The 16335-nt window shown below is 54.6% G+C and carries 17 protein-coding genes and 1 other annotated feature; of the genes, 13 read left to right on the top strand and 4 right to left on the bottom strand.

The annotated features are described in order from the left end of the window. Positions 1-2: 2 nt before the first annotated feature. From yidD to rpmH, 3 genes are read right to left on the bottom strand one after another with little or no spacing between them, the layout of a single operon-like run. Positions 3-260 carry a membrane protein insertion efficiency factor YidD gene (yidD, locus tag OGV83_RS09805; RefSeq protein WP_001307474.1) on the bottom strand — a complete coding sequence of 86 codons (258 nt, stop codon included), beginning with the start codon at positions 258-260 and terminating at the stop codon, positions 3-5. After that, a complete protein-coding gene (rnpA, locus tag OGV83_RS09800) occupies positions 224-583 on the bottom strand; it encodes a ribonuclease P protein component (RefSeq protein ID WP_012000809.1) in 360 nt (119 codons plus the stop codon). The genes yidD and rnpA overlap by 37 nt, the downstream gene beginning before the upstream one ends. Before the next feature lie 17 nt (positions 584-600). Continuing rightward, entirely contained in the window at positions 601-741 is a 141-nt protein-coding gene (rpmH, locus tag OGV83_RS09795) for a 50S ribosomal protein L34 (RefSeq protein WP_000831330.1), read from the bottom strand. A 608-nt stretch (positions 742-1349) separates the two neighbouring features. On the opposite strand from rpmH, the gene dnaA reads away from it, so the two are divergent. From dnaA to OGV83_RS09740, 11 genes are all read left to right on the top strand, one after another. Continuing rightward, positions 1350-2753, top strand: coding sequence for a chromosomal replication initiator protein DnaA (gene dnaA, locus OGV83_RS09790; RefSeq protein WP_024130081.1), 1404 nt, complete (start codon positions 1350-1352; stop codon positions 2751-2753). A 4-nt stretch (positions 2754-2757) separates the two neighbouring features. Continuing rightward, positions 2758-3858 (top strand): DNA polymerase III subunit beta, encoded by a 1101-nt coding sequence (dnaN, locus tag OGV83_RS09785; protein WP_012000806.1) that lies wholly within the window; start codon positions 2758-2760, stop codon positions 3856-3858. Next, positions 3858-4931: a DNA replication/repair protein RecF gene (recF, locus tag OGV83_RS09780; protein WP_012000805.1), complete on the top strand. Its 1074-nt coding sequence runs from the start codon at positions 3858-3860 to the stop codon at positions 4929-4931. The genes dnaN and recF overlap by 1 nt, the downstream gene beginning before the upstream one ends. Before the next feature lie 28 nt (positions 4932-4959). Continuing rightward, the gene (gyrB, locus tag OGV83_RS09775) at positions 4960-7374 is read left to right on the top strand and encodes a DNA topoisomerase (ATP-hydrolyzing) subunit B (RefSeq protein ID WP_012000804.1); all 2415 of its coding nucleotides are present in this window, start codon (positions 4960-4962) and stop codon (positions 7372-7374) included. Between the two features lie 201 nt (positions 7375-7575). Beyond that, positions 7576-8388: a sugar-phosphatase gene (gene yidA / locus OGV83_RS09770; RefSeq protein WP_286463508.1), complete on the top strand. Its 813-nt coding sequence runs from the start codon at positions 7576-7578 to the stop codon at positions 8386-8388. Between the two features lie 265 nt (positions 8389-8653). Next, a complete protein-coding gene (dgoR, locus tag OGV83_RS09765; RefSeq protein ID WP_049008770.1) occupies positions 8654-9343 on the top strand; it encodes a D-galactonate utilization transcriptional regulator DgoR in 690 nt (229 codons plus the stop codon). Next, positions 9340-10215, top strand: coding sequence for a 2-dehydro-3-deoxygalactonokinase (locus OGV83_RS09760; protein ID WP_104867978.1), 876 nt, complete (start codon positions 9340-9342; stop codon positions 10213-10215). Before dgoR ends, OGV83_RS09760 begins: the two co-directional genes overlap by 4 nt. Then, entirely contained in the window at positions 10199-10816 is a 618-nt protein-coding gene (locus OGV83_RS09755) for a 2-dehydro-3-deoxy-6-phosphogalactonate aldolase (protein ID WP_130028773.1), read from the top strand. Before OGV83_RS09760 ends, OGV83_RS09755 begins: the two co-directional genes overlap by 17 nt. Beyond that, positions 10813-11961 carry a galactonate dehydratase gene (gene dgoD, locus OGV83_RS09750; RefSeq protein ID WP_130028772.1) on the top strand — a complete coding sequence of 383 codons (1149 nt, stop codon included), beginning with the start codon at positions 10813-10815 and terminating at the stop codon, positions 11959-11961. Before OGV83_RS09755 ends, dgoD begins: the two co-directional genes overlap by 4 nt. A gap of 78 nt (positions 11962-12039) precedes the next feature. Continuing rightward, positions 12040-13377 (top strand): MFS transporter, encoded by a 1338-nt coding sequence (locus OGV83_RS09745; RefSeq protein WP_075203724.1) that lies wholly within the window; start codon positions 12040-12042, stop codon positions 13375-13377. A gap of 51 nt (positions 13378-13428) precedes the next feature. Then, entirely contained in the window at positions 13429-14655 is a 1227-nt protein-coding gene (locus OGV83_RS09740; protein ID WP_286463505.1) for a YidR family protein, read from the top strand. Position 14656: 1 nt separating this feature from the next. On the opposite strand, the gene OGV83_RS09735 is transcribed toward OGV83_RS09740, so the two are convergent. Beyond that, positions 14657-14989 (bottom strand): YceK/YidQ family lipoprotein, encoded by a 333-nt coding sequence (locus OGV83_RS09735; RefSeq protein ID WP_058668313.1) that lies wholly within the window; start codon positions 14987-14989, stop codon positions 14657-14659. A gap of 240 nt (positions 14990-15229) precedes the next feature. Next, positions 15230-15302 (top strand) — a sequence feature (ROSE (Repression Of Heat Shock gene Expression) occurs in the 5'-region of heat shock genes and acts as an RNA thermometer to modulate expression.). On the opposite strand from OGV83_RS09735, the gene ibpA reads away from it, so the two are divergent. Both ibpA and ibpB read left to right on the top strand, forming a co-directional pair. Beyond that, the gene (ibpA, locus tag OGV83_RS09730; RefSeq protein WP_006687722.1) at positions 15296-15709 is read left to right on the top strand and encodes a small heat shock chaperone IbpA; all 414 of its coding nucleotides are present in this window, start codon (positions 15296-15298) and stop codon (positions 15707-15709) included. It overlaps the preceding feature by 7 nt. 112 nt (positions 15710-15821) lie before the next feature. Then, positions 15822-16250 (top strand): small heat shock chaperone IbpB, encoded by a 429-nt coding sequence (gene ibpB / locus OGV83_RS09725; RefSeq protein WP_286463504.1) that lies wholly within the window; start codon positions 15822-15824, stop codon positions 16248-16250. Positions 16251-16335 lie beyond the last annotated feature (85 nt).

The following is a 16335-nucleotide window of genomic DNA, read 5'->3' as shown; positions in this document are numbered from 1 at the left end:
CGTTAGTGTTCTCTGGTATCAAATGGTCCGGGCGGGACGGGATCGTCACCACCAGGGTGTAAAGGGTGGCATTTTAATACGCGTTTCACCGTCAACCAACTGCCTTTTATCACTCCAAACCTGCGCAATGCCTCAATTCCGTAGCTTGAGCAGGTTGGCGTGAAACGGCAATGCGGCCCAAGCAGCGGACTGATCAGGCGTTGATAGACCCGTATAAGGGCTATCAGGACCCGCGAGCCAGGCGACAGTGGCGGCGCCATAATTTTTCCAACGCTTCCGAGAGAGCACGGTTATCGAGGTCGGCAACCCCTTTTTTCGCCACCACCACGAAATCCATTGCAGGGAGTTCATGTTGACGCAGACGGAAGCTTTCACGCGTCAGACGTTTAATCCGATTGCGTTCATGCGCGCGTCGAACGTTTTTCTTGGCGACGGTTAGACCGATGCGGGGATGCCCCAGCGAATTCAGGCGGCCGAGAATGGTGATTTGCGGCGTGCCAGCCCGTTGTGGCTGCTGGAAGACAAATGTGAAATGACTGGGAGTTAACAAACGTAACTCCCTGGGAAATGCGAGCTTAACCACTCAGGGGTTAGCTTTTATTACTTGGAAACGGTCAGACGAGCGCGGCCTTTAGCACGACGACGTGCCAGAACCTGACGACCATTTTTAGTAGCCATACGAGCACGGAAGCCGTGAGAACGGTTGCGCTTCAGTACAGACGGTTGAAAAGTGCGTTTCATGGCGATTTCTACCTAAACTTGAATAAATTCACTGACTTTTGCGTATACCCGAACGATTATCGAACGACTTACGCCTCAGCGTGGGTGATTAAAGAGGCCGGATTGTAATAATTGTACACTCCAGAGTCAATTCTCTTTCCTTAAAACCCTGCGTTTTTCCGCACCTTTTCGCGCGAAAAACAAGCAGCGCTAACGCCGTACGATGGGCATTGTACAACGGGTGGAGGATTATACGGACTGCCGGGCAAAGCGCAAGGATCGCACGGGATCTTTATTAGATCGTTTATGCAGTATAGCGTCTTTACTCATTAATTTTTTCAATATGCGCGCGAAATCGTGCAGCACTTCGCCTGGATCGTTTACACTTACCCGGTTCTGGATCATCCTGTGGATAAATCGGGAAGAATCTGTGAGAAACAGAAGATCTCTTGCTCAGTTTAGGCTATGATCCGCGGTCCTGATCGTTTCAACGGATCCTGATCGGGTAAAATTGCAGATAGCAATTCGCACGTCACCCTTTTATGCACAGGGTCTTTTCGACGTGCGTCAACAATCATGAATGTTTCAGCCTTTGTCATTTATCGACTTTTGTTCGAGTGGAGTCCGCCGTGTCACTTTCGCTTTGGCAGCAGTGTCTTGCCCGATTGCAGGATGAGTTACCAGCCACAGAATTCAGTATGTGGATACGCCCGTTGCAGGCGGAACTGAGCGATAACACGCTGGCTTTGTATGCGCCAAACCGTTTTGTGCTCGATTGGGTAAGAGACAAGTACCTCAATAATATCAATGGACTGCTGAATAATTTCTGCGGAGCGGATGCCCCACAACTGCGTTTTGAGGTCGGGACGAAACCCGTCACTCAAACGCTCAAAACGCCGGTCAACAATGTTGTTGCACCTGCGCAGGTCGCTCAGGCGCAGCCACAGCGTGCGGTGCCAGCCGCGGCGCGCCCGGGCTGGGATAACGTGCCGGCTCCGGCAGAACCGACCTACCGCTCTAACGTCAACGTGAAACACACGTTTGATAACTTCGTCGAAGGTAAATCCAACCAACTGGCGCGCGCGGCGGCGCGTCAGGTGGCGGACAACCCTGGCGGCGCCTACAATCCCTTGTTCCTCTACGGCGGCACCGGTCTGGGTAAAACTCACCTGTTGCATGCGGTGGGCAACGGCATTATGGCGCGCAAACCGAATGCGAAAGTGGTGTATATGCACTCCGAGCGCTTTGTGCAGGACATGGTTAAAGCCTTGCAAAACAACGCGATCGAAGAGTTTAAACGCTACTACCGTTCCGTTGACGCACTGCTTATTGATGACATTCAATTCTTCGCCAATAAAGAACGATCCCAGGAAGAGTTTTTCCACACCTTTAACGCCCTGTTAGAAGGTAATCAGCAGATCATTTTGACGTCGGATCGTTATCCAAAAGAGATCAACGGCGTCGAAGATCGTCTGAAATCCCGCTTCGGTTGGGGGTTGACGGTGGCGATCGAACCGCCTGAGCTGGAAACCCGCGTGGCGATCCTGATGAAAAAAGCGGACGAAAATGATATTCGTTTGCCTGGCGAGGTGGCGTTCTTTATTGCCAAGCGACTACGCTCTAACGTGCGTGAGCTGGAAGGGGCGCTGAACCGCGTGATCGCTAACGCTAACTTTACCGGACGCGCTATCACTATCGACTTTGTGCGTGAAGCGCTGCGCGATCTGCTGGCGTTGCAGGAAAAGCTGGTCACCATCGACAATATCCAGAAGACGGTGGCGGAGTATTACAAAATTAAAATCGCGGATCTGCTTTCCAAGCGTCGATCTCGCTCGGTAGCGCGCCCGCGTCAGATGGCTATGGCGCTGGCAAAGGAGCTCACCAACCACAGTCTGCCGGAAATTGGCGACGCGTTTGGTGGACGTGACCACACTACCGTACTTCATGCCTGCCGTAAGATTGAGCAGTTGCGTGAAGAAAGCCATGATATTAAAGAAGATTTCTCAAACTTAATCAGAACATTATCTTCGTGACGCTATGAAATTTACCGTTGAACGTGAACATTTATTAAAACCGCTTCAGCAGGTCAGTGGCCCGCTGGGCGGTCGTCCTACGCTGCCCATTCTCGGTAACCTGCTGTTGCAGGTAGCTGACGGTACGCTGTCGCTGACGGGCACCGATCTTGAAATGGAAATGGTGGCGCGCGTTGCGTTGATTCAGCCTCATGAACCAGGCGCAACTACCGTCCCGGCGCGGAAATTCTTTGATATCTGCCGTGGCTTGCCGGAAGGGGCTGAAATCGCCGTCCAGCTGGAAGGCGATCGGATGCTGGTGCGCTCCGGGCGTAGCCGTTTCTCGCTTTCCACGCTGCCTGCCGCCGATTTCCCTAATCTGGATGACTGGCAGAGCGAAGTCGAATTCACCCTGCCGCAGGCAACGATGAAGCGCCTGATTGAAGCCACCCAGTTCTCAATGGCGCATCAGGACGTGCGTTACTACTTAAACGGCATGCTGTTTGAGACTGAAGGTGAAGAGTTGCGTACCGTCGCGACCGACGGTCACCGTCTGGCGGTCTGCTCTATGCCGGTCGGGCAATCTCTGCCTAACCATTCGGTGATTGTGCCGCGTAAAGGCGTGATTGAGCTGATGCGTATGCTCGACGGCGGCGAAACCCCGCTGCGCGTACAGATCGGCAGTAACAACATCCGTGCCCACGTCGGTGATTTTATCTTTACGTCCAAGCTGGTTGATGGTCGTTTCCCGGATTATCGCCGCGTATTGCCGAAGAACCCGGACAAAACGCTGGAAGCGGGTTGCGATATTCTCAAGCAGGCGTTTGCCCGCGCGGCGATTCTCTCCAACGAGAAATTCCGTGGCGTACGCCTGTATGTGAGCGAAAACCAACTCAAAATCACCGCCAACAACCCGGAACAGGAAGAAGCGGAAGAGATTCTGGACGTCACCTACGGCGGTACTGAGATGGAGATCGGCTTTAACGTCAGCTACGTGCTTGATGTGCTGAACGCGCTGAAATGTGAAACCGTGCGTATTCTGCTGACAGACTCCGTTTCCAGCGTACAGATTGAAGATGCGGCGTCTCAAAGTGCTGCGTATGTTGTGATGCCAATGAGACTGTAATGTCGCTCACCCGCCTGTTGATCCGCGACTTTCGCAATATTGAAAATGCGGATCTCGCTTTATCCCCCGGCTTTAACTTCCTGGTTGGCGCAAACGGTAGCGGCAAAACCAGCGTGCTGGAGGCCATCTATACGCTCGGCCACGGCCGGGCGTTTCGCAGTTTGCAGATTGGCCGTGTCATTCGTCACGAGCAGGAGTCGTTTGTCCTCCACGGACGTTTGCAAGGGGAAGAGCGCGAAACCGCCATCGGCCTGACGAAAGACAAGCTGGGCGACAGCAAAGTGCGTATCGACGGCACCGACGGTCACAAAGTGGCGGAGCTGGCGCACCTGATGCCGATGCAGTTGATTACCCCTGAGGGGTTTACTTTACTCAACGGCGGCCCCAAATACAGAAGAGCGTTCCTTGACTGGGGATGCTTTCACAACGAAGTCGGTTTTTTTACCGCCTGGAGCAACCTGAAGCGGTTGCTCAAGCAGCGCAACGCGGCGCTGCGCCAGGTAAGCCGTTATGAACAATTGCGTCCGTGGGATAAGGAGTTGATTCCTCTCGCGGAACAAATCAGTACCTGGCGTGCTGAGTACAGTGCTGGTATTGCGCAGGATATGGCGGATACCTGCCAGCAATTTCTACCGGAGTTCTCCCTCACCTTCTCTTTTCAGCGCGGTTGGGAAAAAGAGACGGATTATGCCGAGGTGCTGGAGCGGAGCTTCGAACGCGATCGCATGTTGACCTACACTGCGCATGGCCCGCACAAAGCGGATTTCCGCATTCGTGCTGACGGTGCGCCGGTGGAAGATACCTTATCGCGTGGGCAGCTTAAACTGCTGATGTGCGCTTTACGACTGGCGCAAGGGGAGTTCCTCACCCGTGAAAGCGGGCGGCGGTGTCTCTACCTGATAGATGATTTTGCCTCTGAACTTGATGATGCGCGTCGCGGGCTGCTGGCCAGCCGCTTGAAAGCGACGCAATCACAGGTCTTTGTCAGCGCAATCAGCGCTGAACACGTTCTGGACATGTCGGACAAAAATTCGAAGATGTTCACCGTGGAAAAGGGTAAAATAACGGATTAACCCAAGATAAATTGAGCGAGAAACGTTGATGTCGAATTCTTATGACTCCTCCAGTATCAAAGTCCTGAAAGGGCTGGATGCGGTGCGTAAGCGCCCGGGTATGTATATCGGCGACACGGATGACGGCACCGGTCTGCACCACATGGTATTCGAGGTGGTAGATAACGCTATCGACGAAGCGCTCGCGGGTCACTGTAAAGACATTATCGTCACCATTCATGCCGATAACTCCGTATCCGTGCAGGATGACGGGCGTGGCATCCCGACCGGTATTCACCCGGAAGAGGGCGTTTCTGCTGCGGAAGTGATCATGACCGTGCTGCACGCGGGCGGTAAATTCGACGATAACTCCTATAAAGTGTCCGGCGGTCTGCACGGCGTGGGTGTTTCCGTGGTTAACGCCCTGTCCCAGAAACTGGAACTGGTTATCCAGCGCGATAACAAAATCCACCGTCAGATCTATGAGCATGGCGTACCGCAGGCGCCGCTGGCGGTGACTGGCGAAACTGATAAAACCGGTACGATGGTGCGTTTCTGGCCGAGCCTGGAAACCTTCACCAACGTCACCGAATTTGAATACGAAATTCTGGCTAAGCGTCTGCGTGAGCTGTCCTTCCTGAACTCCGGCGTCTCTATTCGTCTGAAAGACAAGCGCGACGGTAAAGAAGACCATTTCCACTACGAAGGCGGCATCAAAGCGTTTGTTGAGTACCTCAACAAGAACAAAACGCCGATCCACCCGAATATCTTCTACTTCTCCACCGAAAAAGACGGTATCGGCGTGGAAGTGGCATTGCAGTGGAACGACGGTTTCCAGGAAAACATCTACTGCTTTACCAACAACATTCCGCAGCGTGACGGCGGTACGCACCTTGCAGGCTTCCGTGCGGCGATGACCCGTACCCTGAACGCCTATATGGATAAAGAAGGCTACAGCAAGAAAGCCAAAGTCAGCGCCACCGGCGACGATGCGCGTGAAGGCCTGATTGCCGTGGTTTCCGTGAAGGTGCCGGACCCGAAATTCTCCTCCCAGACCAAAGATAAACTGGTCTCTTCCGAGGTGAAATCGGCGGTGGAACAGCAGATGAACGAGCTGCTGAGCGAATACCTGCTGGAAAACCCGTCCGACGCTAAAATCGTGGTCGGCAAAATTATCGATGCGGCGCGTGCGCGTGAAGCCGCGCGTCGTGCGCGTGAAATGACGCGTCGTAAAGGCGCGCTGGATCTGGCGGGTCTGCCGGGTAAACTGGCGGATTGTCAGGAACGCGACCCGGCGCTGTCTGAACTGTACCTTGTGGAAGGGGACTCCGCGGGCGGCTCTGCTAAACAGGGTCGTAACCGCAAGAACCAGGCGATTCTGCCGCTGAAGGGTAAAATCCTCAACGTGGAGAAAGCGCGCTTCGACAAGATGCTCTCTTCCCAGGAAGTGGCGACGCTGATCACCGCGCTGGGCTGCGGCATCGGTCGTGACGAGTACAACCCGGATAAACTGCGCTATCACAGCATCATCATCATGACCGATGCGGACGTCGATGGCTCGCACATCCGTACGCTGCTGTTGACCTTCTTCTATCGTCAGATGCCGGAAATCGTCGAGCGCGGTCACGTCTACATTGCGCAGCCGCCGCTGTACAAAGTGAAGAAAGGCAAGCAGGAACAGTACATTAAAGACGATGAGGCGATGGATCAGTACCAGATCTCCATCGCTCTGGATGGCGCAACGCTGCACACCAATGCCAGCGCACCGGCACTGGCGGGCGAAGCGTTAGAAAAACTGGTTTCTGATTACAACGCGACGCAGAAAATGATTGGCCGCATGGAGCGTCGCTTCCCGAAAGCGCTGCTGAAAGAGCTGGTTTATCAGCCGACGCTGACGGAAGCCGATCTTAGCAACGAACAGGCTGTCACCCGTTGGGTGAACGCGCTGATTACCGAGCTGAACGAGAAAGAGCAGCACGGCAGCCAGTGGAAGTTTGACGTTCGCGAGAACGCCGAACAGCAGCAGTTCGAACCGATTGTTCGCGTGCGTACTCACGGCGTGGATACCGACTATCCGCTGGATCACGAGTTTGTTACCGGCGGCGAATACCGTCGCATCTGCACGCTCGGCGAGAAGCTGCGCGGTCTGATCGAAGACGATGCGTTCATTGAACGCGGCGAGCGCCGTCAGCCGGTTGCGAGCTTCGAGCAGGCGCTGGAGTGGCTGGTGAAAGAGTCCCGTCGTGGCCTGGCGATTCAGCGCTATAAAGGTCTGGGCGAGATGAACCCGGATCAGCTGTGGGAAACCACGATGGACCCGGAAAGCCGTCGTATGCTGCGCGTCACCGTGAAAGATGCGATTGCCGCCGACCAACTGTTCACTACGCTGATGGGCGATGCCGTTGAACCGCGTCGCGCCTTTATCGAAGAGAACGCCCTGAAAGCGGCAAACATCGATATCTAATCAGCTTGTAGGCCTGATAAGCGAAGCGCCATCAGGCAGTTCATCAGCCTAAGCTGCCGGATGGTGGCTTAGGCCTTATCCGGCCTACAACCGATCTGCAAAAGGGGAATCCCGGTTCTCCTTTCTATCCCCCTTTTCGTTGCTGTTTTTTGAGCGGAATCGCGTTAGCATGAGGACGGACTCATTTAATCCGGGGAACTCATGGCTATCAAACTCATTGCTATCGATATGGATGGCACCCTTTTGCTGCCCGATCACACCATTTCACCTGCGGTAAAAACGGCGATTGCCGCCGCGCGCGCCCGTGGCGTTAACGTGGTGCTGACCACTGGCCGTCCGTATGCGGGTGTCCATAGCTATCTGAAAGAGCTTCACATGGAACAACCCGGCGACTACTGCATCACCTACAATGGCGCGCTGGTGCAGAAAGCGGGCGACGGCAGTACCGTTGCGCAAACGGCGCTGAGCTATGACGATTACCGCTTTCTGGAGAAGTTGTCCCGCGAAGTCGGCTCACACTTCCACGCGCTGGATCGCAACACGCTGTACACCGCAAACCGTGATATCAGCTACTACACCGTACATGAATCCTATGTCGCCACCATTCCGCTGGTGTTCTGTGAAGCGGAGAAAATGGACCCGGCAACGCAGTTCCTGAAAGTGATGATGATTGATGAACCCGTCATCCTTGATCAGGCCATTGCGCGTATTCCGGCGGAAGTAAAAGAGAAATATACCGTGCTAAAAAGTGCGCCGTACTTCCTCGAAATCCTGGATAAACGCGTCAATAAAGGCACTGGCGTGAAGTCGCTGGCCGATACGCTGGGGATCAAGCCGGAAGAAATCATGGCGATTGGCGATCAGGAAAACGACATCGCGATGATCGAATATGCAGGCATGGGTGTGGCGATGGACAACGCGATTCCGTCGGTGAAAGAGGTGGCCAATTTTGTCACTAAATCCAACCTGGAAGACGGAGTGGCATACGCAATTGAGAAATTTGTGCTGAATTAAGTGGCTGGCCTGGATTAATCCGGCAAAACAGACGTTCCGTAACCCGCCTCTGCTGCGGGTTTTTTTACGCCCTCATTTTCCCTTCATAACATTCCCATTACCGATTGTCGTTTTTGTGATCTAAATTGTAGTACAACACATTTGTGTTGTACTACATTATCAACACAGCAACGATGAATGACATCACGTTAGTACTACAAAGTTGAGGCGAATTTCAGCGGTAACGGTAAAGTAGAGCGGTACATACAGAGCACAAGGACTCTCCATGACCCTCAATAAAACCGATCGCATCGTCATCACGCTGGGAAAACAGATTGTCAGCGGCAAGTACGTACCGGGTTCGGCACTGCCTGCGGAAGCGGATCTGTGTGAGGAGTTTGAAACCTCGCGCAACATCATTCGCGAAGTGTTCCGTTCGCTGATGGCGAAGCGGCTCATTGAAATGAAGCGTTATCGCGGAGCGTTTGTCGCACCACGAAACCAGTGGAACTACCTCGATACCGACGTGCTGCAATGGGTGCTGGAAAACGATTATGACCCGCGGCTGATCAGCGCGATGAGTGAAGTCCGTAACCTGGTGGAACCGGCTATTGCACGCTGGGCGGCGGAACGCGCGACGTCGAGCGATCTGGCCGAAATTGAGTCGGCGCTCAATGACATGATCGCCAACAACCAGAACCGGGATGCCTTCAACGAAGCGGATATTCGCTATCACGAGGCGGTATTGCAGTCGGTACATAACCCGGTTTTACAACAGCTTAGTGTGGCGATCAGTTCGCTACAGCGAGCGGTGTTTGAACGAACCTGGATGGGTGATGAGGCCAACATGCCAAAAACGCTCCAGGAACATAAGGCGCTATTCGATGCGATACGGCATCAGGATGGCGATGCGGCAGAGCAGGCGGCCTTAACGATGATCGCCAGCTCGACACGAAGGCTCAAGGAAATCACATGACAGCTCGCTACATCGCAATTGACTGGGGATCGACCAATTTGCGCGCCTGGCTTTACCAGGGCGACAAATGCCTGGAGAGCAGGCAATCAGAAGCAGGCGTAACGCGTCTGAAGGGTAAATCTCCTGAAGCGGTGTTAGCAGAAGTGACGCAAAACTGGCGCGACAGCGCCACTCCCGTGGTTATGGCGGGAATGGTCGGCAGCAATGTAGGCTGGAAAATCGCCCCCTATCTGCCGGTTCCTGCCCATTTCTCTTCCATAGGCGAGCAGTTAACCTCCGTTGGCGACAAGATCTGGATTATTCCCGGACTCTGTGTCTCACGCGACGATAACCACAATGTGATGCGCGGCGAAGAGACACAGTTGCTTGGCGCCCGCACGCTTTCTCCTTCTTCTGTCTATGTGATGCCCGGTACGCACTGTAAATGGGTACGGGCTGATAACGCGCAAATTCACGATTTTCGCACCGTGATGACGGGTGAATTACACCATCTGTTGCTGCGTTATTCACTGGTTGGCGCAGGGTTGCCTGAACAGGAAACCTCGCCTGTCGCCTTTACTGCCGGGCTGGAGCGTGGTCTCGCTACCCCCGCCATCCTGCCGCAACTTTTTGAGGTTCGCGCCTCGCACGTCCTGGGAACACTCCCGCGCGCGCAGGTGAGTGAATTTTTATCCGGTCTGTTGATTGGCGCTGAAGTCGCCACCCTTAGCGAAAGCTTTGACGCCCGGCAGATCACCATTGTTGCCGGAGACGCGCTGGCGGAACGCTACCAGCAGGCGTTCAGCGCCATTGGCCGTCATGCAACCGTCGTTTCCGGTGAGAAGGCATTTCAGGCAGGAATAAGGAGCATCGCTCATGCAGTGGCAAACTGATCTTCCGCTTATTGCGATATTACGTGGCGTGACGCCCGATGAAGCGCTGGCGCATGTTGGCGCGGTCATCGAGGCTGGCTTTGATGCGGTGGAAATCCCGCTTAACTCCCCGCAGTGGGAAAAAAGTATCCCGGCGATAGTGGATGCGTATGGCGATAAGGCGTTGATCGGCGCGGGCACCGTACTTCAGCCCGATCAGGTAGACCTGTTAGCGCAAATGGGCTGCAAGCTGATCGTCACGCCAAATATTCAGCCCGAGGTGATTCGTCGCGCGGTGAGTTATGGCATGACCGTATGCCCTGGATGCGCGACCGCCAGCGAGGCCTTTACCGCGCTGGATGCGGGTGCGCAGGCGCTGAAAATATTCCCCTCATCGGCATTTGGCCCGGACTACATCAAAGCGTTGAAAGCGGTGCTTCCGGCTGATGTCCCGGTGTTTGCCGTGGGGGGCGTGACGCCGGAAAACCTGGCGCAATGGATTAGCGCGGGTTGCGCAGGCGCCGGGCTGGGCAGCGATCTCTATTGCGCCGGGCAGTCCGTTGAGCGTACCGCGCAGCAGGCGACGGCATTTGTTAAAGCGTATCGAGAGGCAGTGAAATGAAAATAACCAAAATCACCACGTACCGTTTACCCCCGCGCTGGATGTTCCTGAAAATCGAAACGGATGAAGGCGTGGTTGGCTGGGGCGAACCGGTTATAGAAGGGCGCGCGCGTACCGTCGAAGCGGCGGTTCATGAGTTTGGCGACTATCTGATCGGTCAGGACCCGGCGCGTATCAACGATCTGTGGCAGGTGATGTACCGCGCCGGTTTTTATCGCGGCGGCCCAATAATGATGAGCGCCATCGCCGGTATCGACCAGGCGCTGTGGGATATCAAAGGCAAAGTGCTGAACGCGCCGGTATGGCAACTGATGGGCGGTCTGGTTCGCGACAAAATTAAAGCCTACAGCTGGGTGGGTGGCGACCGTCCGGCGGAAGTGATCGACGGCATCAGGAAACTGCGCGCTATTGGCTTCGACACCTTCAAACTGAACGGTTGTGAAGAGATGGGCGTGATTGATAATTCACGCTCGGTGGATGCGGCAGTCAATACCGTAGCGCAAATCCGTGAGGCTTTTGGTAACGAAATTGAATTTGGTCTCGACTTCCACGGTCGTGTCAGCGCCCCGATGGCGAAGGTATTAATTAAAGAGCTGGAACAATATCGTCCGCTGTTTATTGAGGAGCCGGTGCTGGCGGAGCAGGCGGAATATTATCCGAAGCTGGCGGCGCAGACGCATATTCCGATTGCCGCAGGCGAGCGCATGTTCTCACGCTTTGAGTTTAAACGCGTGCTGGAAGCGGGCGGGCTGGCGATTCTGCAACCGGATCTGTCGCACGCTGGCGGTATCACCGAATGCTACAAAATCGCCGGGATGGCGGAAGCCTACGACGTGGCGCTGGCGCCGCACTGTCCGCTGGGGCCGATTGCGCTGGCAGCCTGTCTGCACATCGACTTCGTATCGCGCAATGCGGTATTCCAGGAGCAGAGCATGGGCATTCACTACAACAAAGGCGCGGAGCTGCTCGACTTCGTGAAAAACAAGGACGATTTCAGTATGGAAGGCGGCTTCTTTAAACCGTTAACTAAACCGGGCCTTGGCGTGGACATTGACGAAGCTAAAGTCATTGAACTGAGTAAAAACGCGCCGGACTGGCGCAACCCGTTGTGGCGTCATGAAGATGGCAGCGTAGCGGAATGGTAATCGCCATCCCGTAGACCCGGTAAGCCACCGGGCAAAAACCTTACATACAAAAATATAACCCTCTGTAAATTACAGGGTATGGTGAGCGGTCTCGCTATGCCCAAAATCTGGAGACAGATTGCGATGGATATTTCAGTTACAGCTGCAAAACCCGGGCGTCGTCGTTATCTGACGCTGATTATGATCTTTATTACCGTGGTTATTTGTTATGTTGACCGCGCGAACCTCGCCGTGGCGTCGGCGCATATTCAGGAAGAATTCGGCATCACCAAAGCGGAAATGGGCTACGTCTTTTCGGCTTTTGCGTGGCTTTATACGCTATGCCAGATTCCTGGCGGCTGGTTCCTTGACCGTGTGGGATCGCGACTGACCTACTTTATCGCTATTTTGGGCTGGTCTGTTGCAACGCTATTTCAGGGGTTCGCCACCGGATTAATGTCGCTGATTGGTCTTCGCGCCATCACCGGGATTTTTGAGGCGCCCGCATTTCCGACCAATAACCGGATGGTTACCAGCTGGTTCCCGGAACATGAGCGCGCCTCCGCCGTCGGTTTCTACACCTCCGGGCAGTTTGTCGGCCTGGCGTTTCTGACGCCGCTGCTGATTTGGATTCAGGAGATGCTGAGCTGGCACTGGGTGTTCATCGTTACCGGGGGAATCGGGATTATCTGGTCGCTAATCTGGTTCAAGGTTTATCAGCCGCCGCGCCTGACCAAAAGCATCAGCCAGGCTGAGCTGGACTATATTCGCGATGGCGGCGGTCTGGTGGACGGCGATGCGCCAGTCAAAAAAGAGGCGCGTCAGCCACTGACCAAAGCTGACTGGAAACTGGTGTTTCACCGCAAACTTGTCGGGGTCTACCTGGGGCAATTTGCGGTTACTTCTACGCTGTGGTTCTTCCTGACCTGGTTCCCGAACTATTTAACCCAGGAGAAAGGGATCACCGCCCTGAAGGCGGGTTTTATGACGACCGTACCGTTCCTTGCCGCTTTCTTTGGGGTGCTGCTCTCCGGCTGGCTGGCGGATAAGCTGGTGAAAAAAGGGTTCTCGTTGGGTGTTGCGCGTAAAACGCCTATTATCTGCGGGCTGCTGATTTCTACCTGCATCATGGGGGCGAACTACACTAACGATCCCGTATGGATTATGACTCTGATGGCGCTGGCGTTCTTCGGCAATGGTTTTGCGTCTATCACCTGGTCACTGGTCTCTTCACTCGCACCGATGCGTCTGATTGGCCTGACCGGCGGCGTGTTTAACTTTGTTGGTGGACTGGGCGGCATCACCGTGCCGCTGGTGATTGGCTACCTTGCGCAGGATTATGGCTTTGGCCCGGCGCTGGTCTATATCTCCGCTGTTGCTCTGATTGGCGCGCTCTCTTATATCCTGCTGGTCGGCGACGTTAAACGGGTAGGCTAATTTCTTCCAATGCTATACCCTGATGCGAAAACCGCGCATCAGGGTATCTCCATGAAACAAATCACTTTCGCTTCGCGTCATCATCAGCTTACGAATACTAACACCTGGACGGCGGACAGCCAGTGGCTGGTTTTTGATGTGCGTCCGTCAGGCGCCTCGTTTACCGGTGAGACGATTGAGCGCGTCAACGTACGGACTGGCGAGGTTGAGGTCATTTATCGCGCTACGCAGGGCGCGCACGTTGGCGTGGTGACCGTTCATCCACAAGACGATCGCTATGTGTTCATTCATGGCCCGGAGAACCCGGACGAGACGTGGCATTATGATTTCCACCATCGTCGCGGCGTGATAGCGGCGCAAAACCGCGTGACGAATCTGGATGCAATGGACATCACCGTGCCGTATACGCCCGGCGCGCTGCGCGGCGGCAGCCATGTGCATGTGTTCAGTCCGAACGGCGAGCGTGTCAGCTTCACCTATAACGACCATGTACTGCGTGAGCGCGATCCGGCGCTGGACTTGCGCAATGTCGGCGTTGCGGTGCCGTATGGCCCGGTTACGGTGGCGGTTCAGCATCCTCGGGAGTACAGCGGCAGCCACTGGTGCGTGTTGGTGAGCCAGACCACGCCGGCGCCACGGCCGGGCAGCGATGACATTAACCGCGCCTACGAAGAGGGGTGGGTGGGCGATCATGCGCTGGCGTTTATTGGCGATACCTTGTCGGCGAAGGGTGAAAAAGTGCCGGAGCTGTTTCTGGTGGCGTTGCCGCAGGATGAAAAAGGCTGGAAACAGGCAGGCGATATGCCGCTGACCGGAACAGAATCAACGCTGCCTGCGCCGCCTGCGGGCGTTGTTCAGCGCCGTCTGACCTTTACGCACGATCGCGCTTTCCCTGGGCTGGTAAACGTTCCGCGCCATTGGGTGCGGAGTAACCCGCAAGCCACGGACATTGCGTTTTTGATGCGCGATGATCGCGGTATTGTTCAGCTCTGGCTGATCCCGGTGCAGGGGGGAGAGCCGCGCCAGCTTACGCATAACGCGACCGATATTCAGTCAGCGTTCAACTGGCACCCGTCAGGCCAGTGGTTGGGGTTTGTGCTGGAAAACCGCATTGCCTGCTGCGACGCGCAGAGCGGGGCAATCGCCTTTTTAACGGAGAGTCATGACAGCCCGCCTTCAGCGGACGCCGTTGTTTTTTCGCCGGATGGAGCGTTAATCGCGTGGATGGAAGAGGTTGACGGTTTCCGCCAGCTTTGGGTGACGGAAACCAAACGATAAATCAGTGAGCGGGCATTTTTGCCGGGGGGATAACAGCGTTGGTCATCTTTGTTTTCTCCTCGCTCTTTTCCACTCGCGACTTCACTGAGCTGTCTGTGCGGAAGAAGTCCCACGGCAAGAGTATCGTATCCATGACGGCGGTAAAGGGCATATCCAGGATTGCCAGCGATTTGGTGCCCCAGTTTGTATCACTGCTGCCGATCATTTCGGCGCTGGCGCGTGTGCCGGGGTAGGTCCCCTCTTTGCCGCCGGTATGTGACATTACGCTGGAGCAGCCACCCAGTAAAACCAATCCACTGCACATCATCAGCGTTAACAACACATTTTTTATCATGATTTATTCATCTGTTGATTATCGATGTTTGCATGATGAGTTATAGCGATCCGTCGCGAAAAATAACATCACCATCACGTCGCACTGTGGCGCTTATCGCACTTTAACAATGTGTGCTGTTCACCCAGTCTATGCGATAGACAACAAACTGCAAAAAAAGTCCCCTGCAAGCGCTTGAAAAGTTCATTTCCAGACCCATTTTTAGGGTGTAGGCAAATAAAGAGCACGCCTGATGGGTGTTCTGGCTACCTGACCTGTCCATGATGGAAGGTCCACTATTCTCGCTGATTTCAGGAGCTATTCATTATGCGTAACTTTGACTTATCCCCGCTGTACCGTTCTGCCATTGGTTTTGATCGTCTGTTTAACCTCTTAGAAAACAACCAGAGCCAGAGTAATGGCGGTTATCCTCCGTATAACGTCGAACTGGTGGATGAAAACCATTACCGCATTGCGATTGCCGTTGCAGGCTTTGCGGAAAGCGAACTGGAAATTACCGCTCAGGATAATCTGCTGGTGGTAAAAGGCGCTCATGCGGATGAGCAAAAAGAACGTACCTATCTCTACCAGGGCATCGCAGAGCGTAACTTTGAACGCAAATTCCAGTTAGCAGAGAACATTCATGTTCGCGGCGCTAACCTGGTGAACGGTCTGCTGTATATCGACCTGGAGCGCGTGATTCCAGAAGCGAACAAACCGCGCCGTATCGAAATTAACTGATTCAGTCAGGTCGCCGTCGGCGGCCTGTTATCCCCGTGCTCGCCGTCAGGGAGCATATGCGAATCTGAGGATTCGCTGGGTATTACTCGCTTCTTAGAAGGAGATTATTATCATGCGTAATTACGATTTATCCCCACTGCTGCGTCAATGGATCGGTTTTGACAAACTGGCCAACGCCCTGCAAAACACCGGTGAAAGCCAGAGCTTCCCGCCCTATAACATTGAAAAAAGCGATGACAACCACTACCGCATTACCCTCGCGTTAGCCGGTTTCCGTCAGGAAGATCTGGATATTCAACTGGAAGGCACGCGCCTGACCGTAAAAGGCACGCCAGCGCAGCCGGAAAAAGAAACCAAATGGTTGCATCAGGGGCTGGTGACACAGCCATTCAGTCTGAGTTTTACTCTGGCAGAAAATATGGAGGTCAGCGGCGCGACCTTCACCAATGGGTTATTGCACATTGATTTAACCCGCAACGAGCCGGAAACCATCGCTCCGCAGCGTATCGCTATTAGCGAACATCCCGCGTTAAATAGCTAATCCAGGACTACCTGTAGGCCGGATAAGGCGTAGCCGCCATCCGGCAAATCGCCCGGTGCGCTATGCTTACCGGGCCTACAAAGCG

The sequence above is a fragment of the Citrobacter sp. CK189 genome, assembly GCF_030333505.1.
GTDB lineage: Bacteria > Pseudomonadota > Gammaproteobacteria > Enterobacterales > Enterobacteriaceae > Citrobacter_B > Citrobacter_B koseri.
This window is presented reverse-complemented; position numbering and strand designations above follow the sequence as displayed.

Excerpts from the sequence above, each read along its gene's own strand:
- yidD (WP_001307474.1), bottom strand. The coding sequence starts at position 260 with ATGGCGCCGCCACTGTCGCCTGGCTCGCGGGTCCTGATAGCCCTTATA.
- dgoD (WP_130028772.1), top strand. The coding sequence starts at position 10,813 with ATGAAAATAACCAAAATCACCACGTACCGTTTACCCCCGCGCTGGATG.
- OGV83_RS09745 (WP_075203724.1), top strand. The coding sequence starts at position 12,040 with ATGGTGAGCGGTCTCGCTATGCCCAAAATCTGGAGACAGATTGCGATG.
- ibpA (WP_006687722.1), top strand. The coding sequence starts at position 15,296 with ATGCGTAACTTTGACTTATCCCCGCTGTACCGTTCTGCCATTGGTTTT.
- gyrB (WP_012000804.1), top strand. The coding sequence starts at position 4,960 with ATGTCGAATTCTTATGACTCCTCCAGTATCAAAGTCCTGAAAGGGCTG.
- OGV83_RS09740 (WP_286463505.1), top strand. The coding sequence starts at position 13,429 with ATGAAACAAATCACTTTCGCTTCGCGTCATCATCAGCTTACGAATACT.
- rpmH (WP_000831330.1), bottom strand. The coding sequence starts at position 741 with ATGAAACGCACTTTTCAACCGTCTGTACTGAAGCGCAACCGTTCTCAC.
- dgoR (WP_049008770.1), top strand. The coding sequence starts at position 8,654 with ATGACCCTCAATAAAACCGATCGCATCGTCATCACGCTGGGAAAACAG.
- OGV83_RS09755 (WP_130028773.1), top strand. The coding sequence starts at position 10,199 with ATGCAGTGGCAAACTGATCTTCCGCTTATTGCGATATTACGTGGCGTG.
- yidA (WP_286463508.1), top strand. The coding sequence starts at position 7,576 with ATGGCTATCAAACTCATTGCTATCGATATGGATGGCACCCTTTTGCTG.
- ibpB (WP_286463504.1), top strand. The coding sequence starts at position 15,822 with ATGCGTAATTACGATTTATCCCCACTGCTGCGTCAATGGATCGGTTTT.
- OGV83_RS09735 (WP_058668313.1), bottom strand. The coding sequence starts at position 14,989 with ATGATAAAAAATGTGTTGTTAACGCTGATGATGTGCAGTGGATTGGTT.
- OGV83_RS09760 (WP_104867978.1), top strand. The coding sequence starts at position 9,340 with ATGACAGCTCGCTACATCGCAATTGACTGGGGATCGACCAATTTGCGC.
- dnaN (WP_012000806.1), top strand. The coding sequence starts at position 2,758 with ATGAAATTTACCGTTGAACGTGAACATTTATTAAAACCGCTTCAGCAG.
- recF (WP_012000805.1), top strand. The coding sequence starts at position 3,858 with ATGTCGCTCACCCGCCTGTTGATCCGCGACTTTCGCAATATTGAAAAT.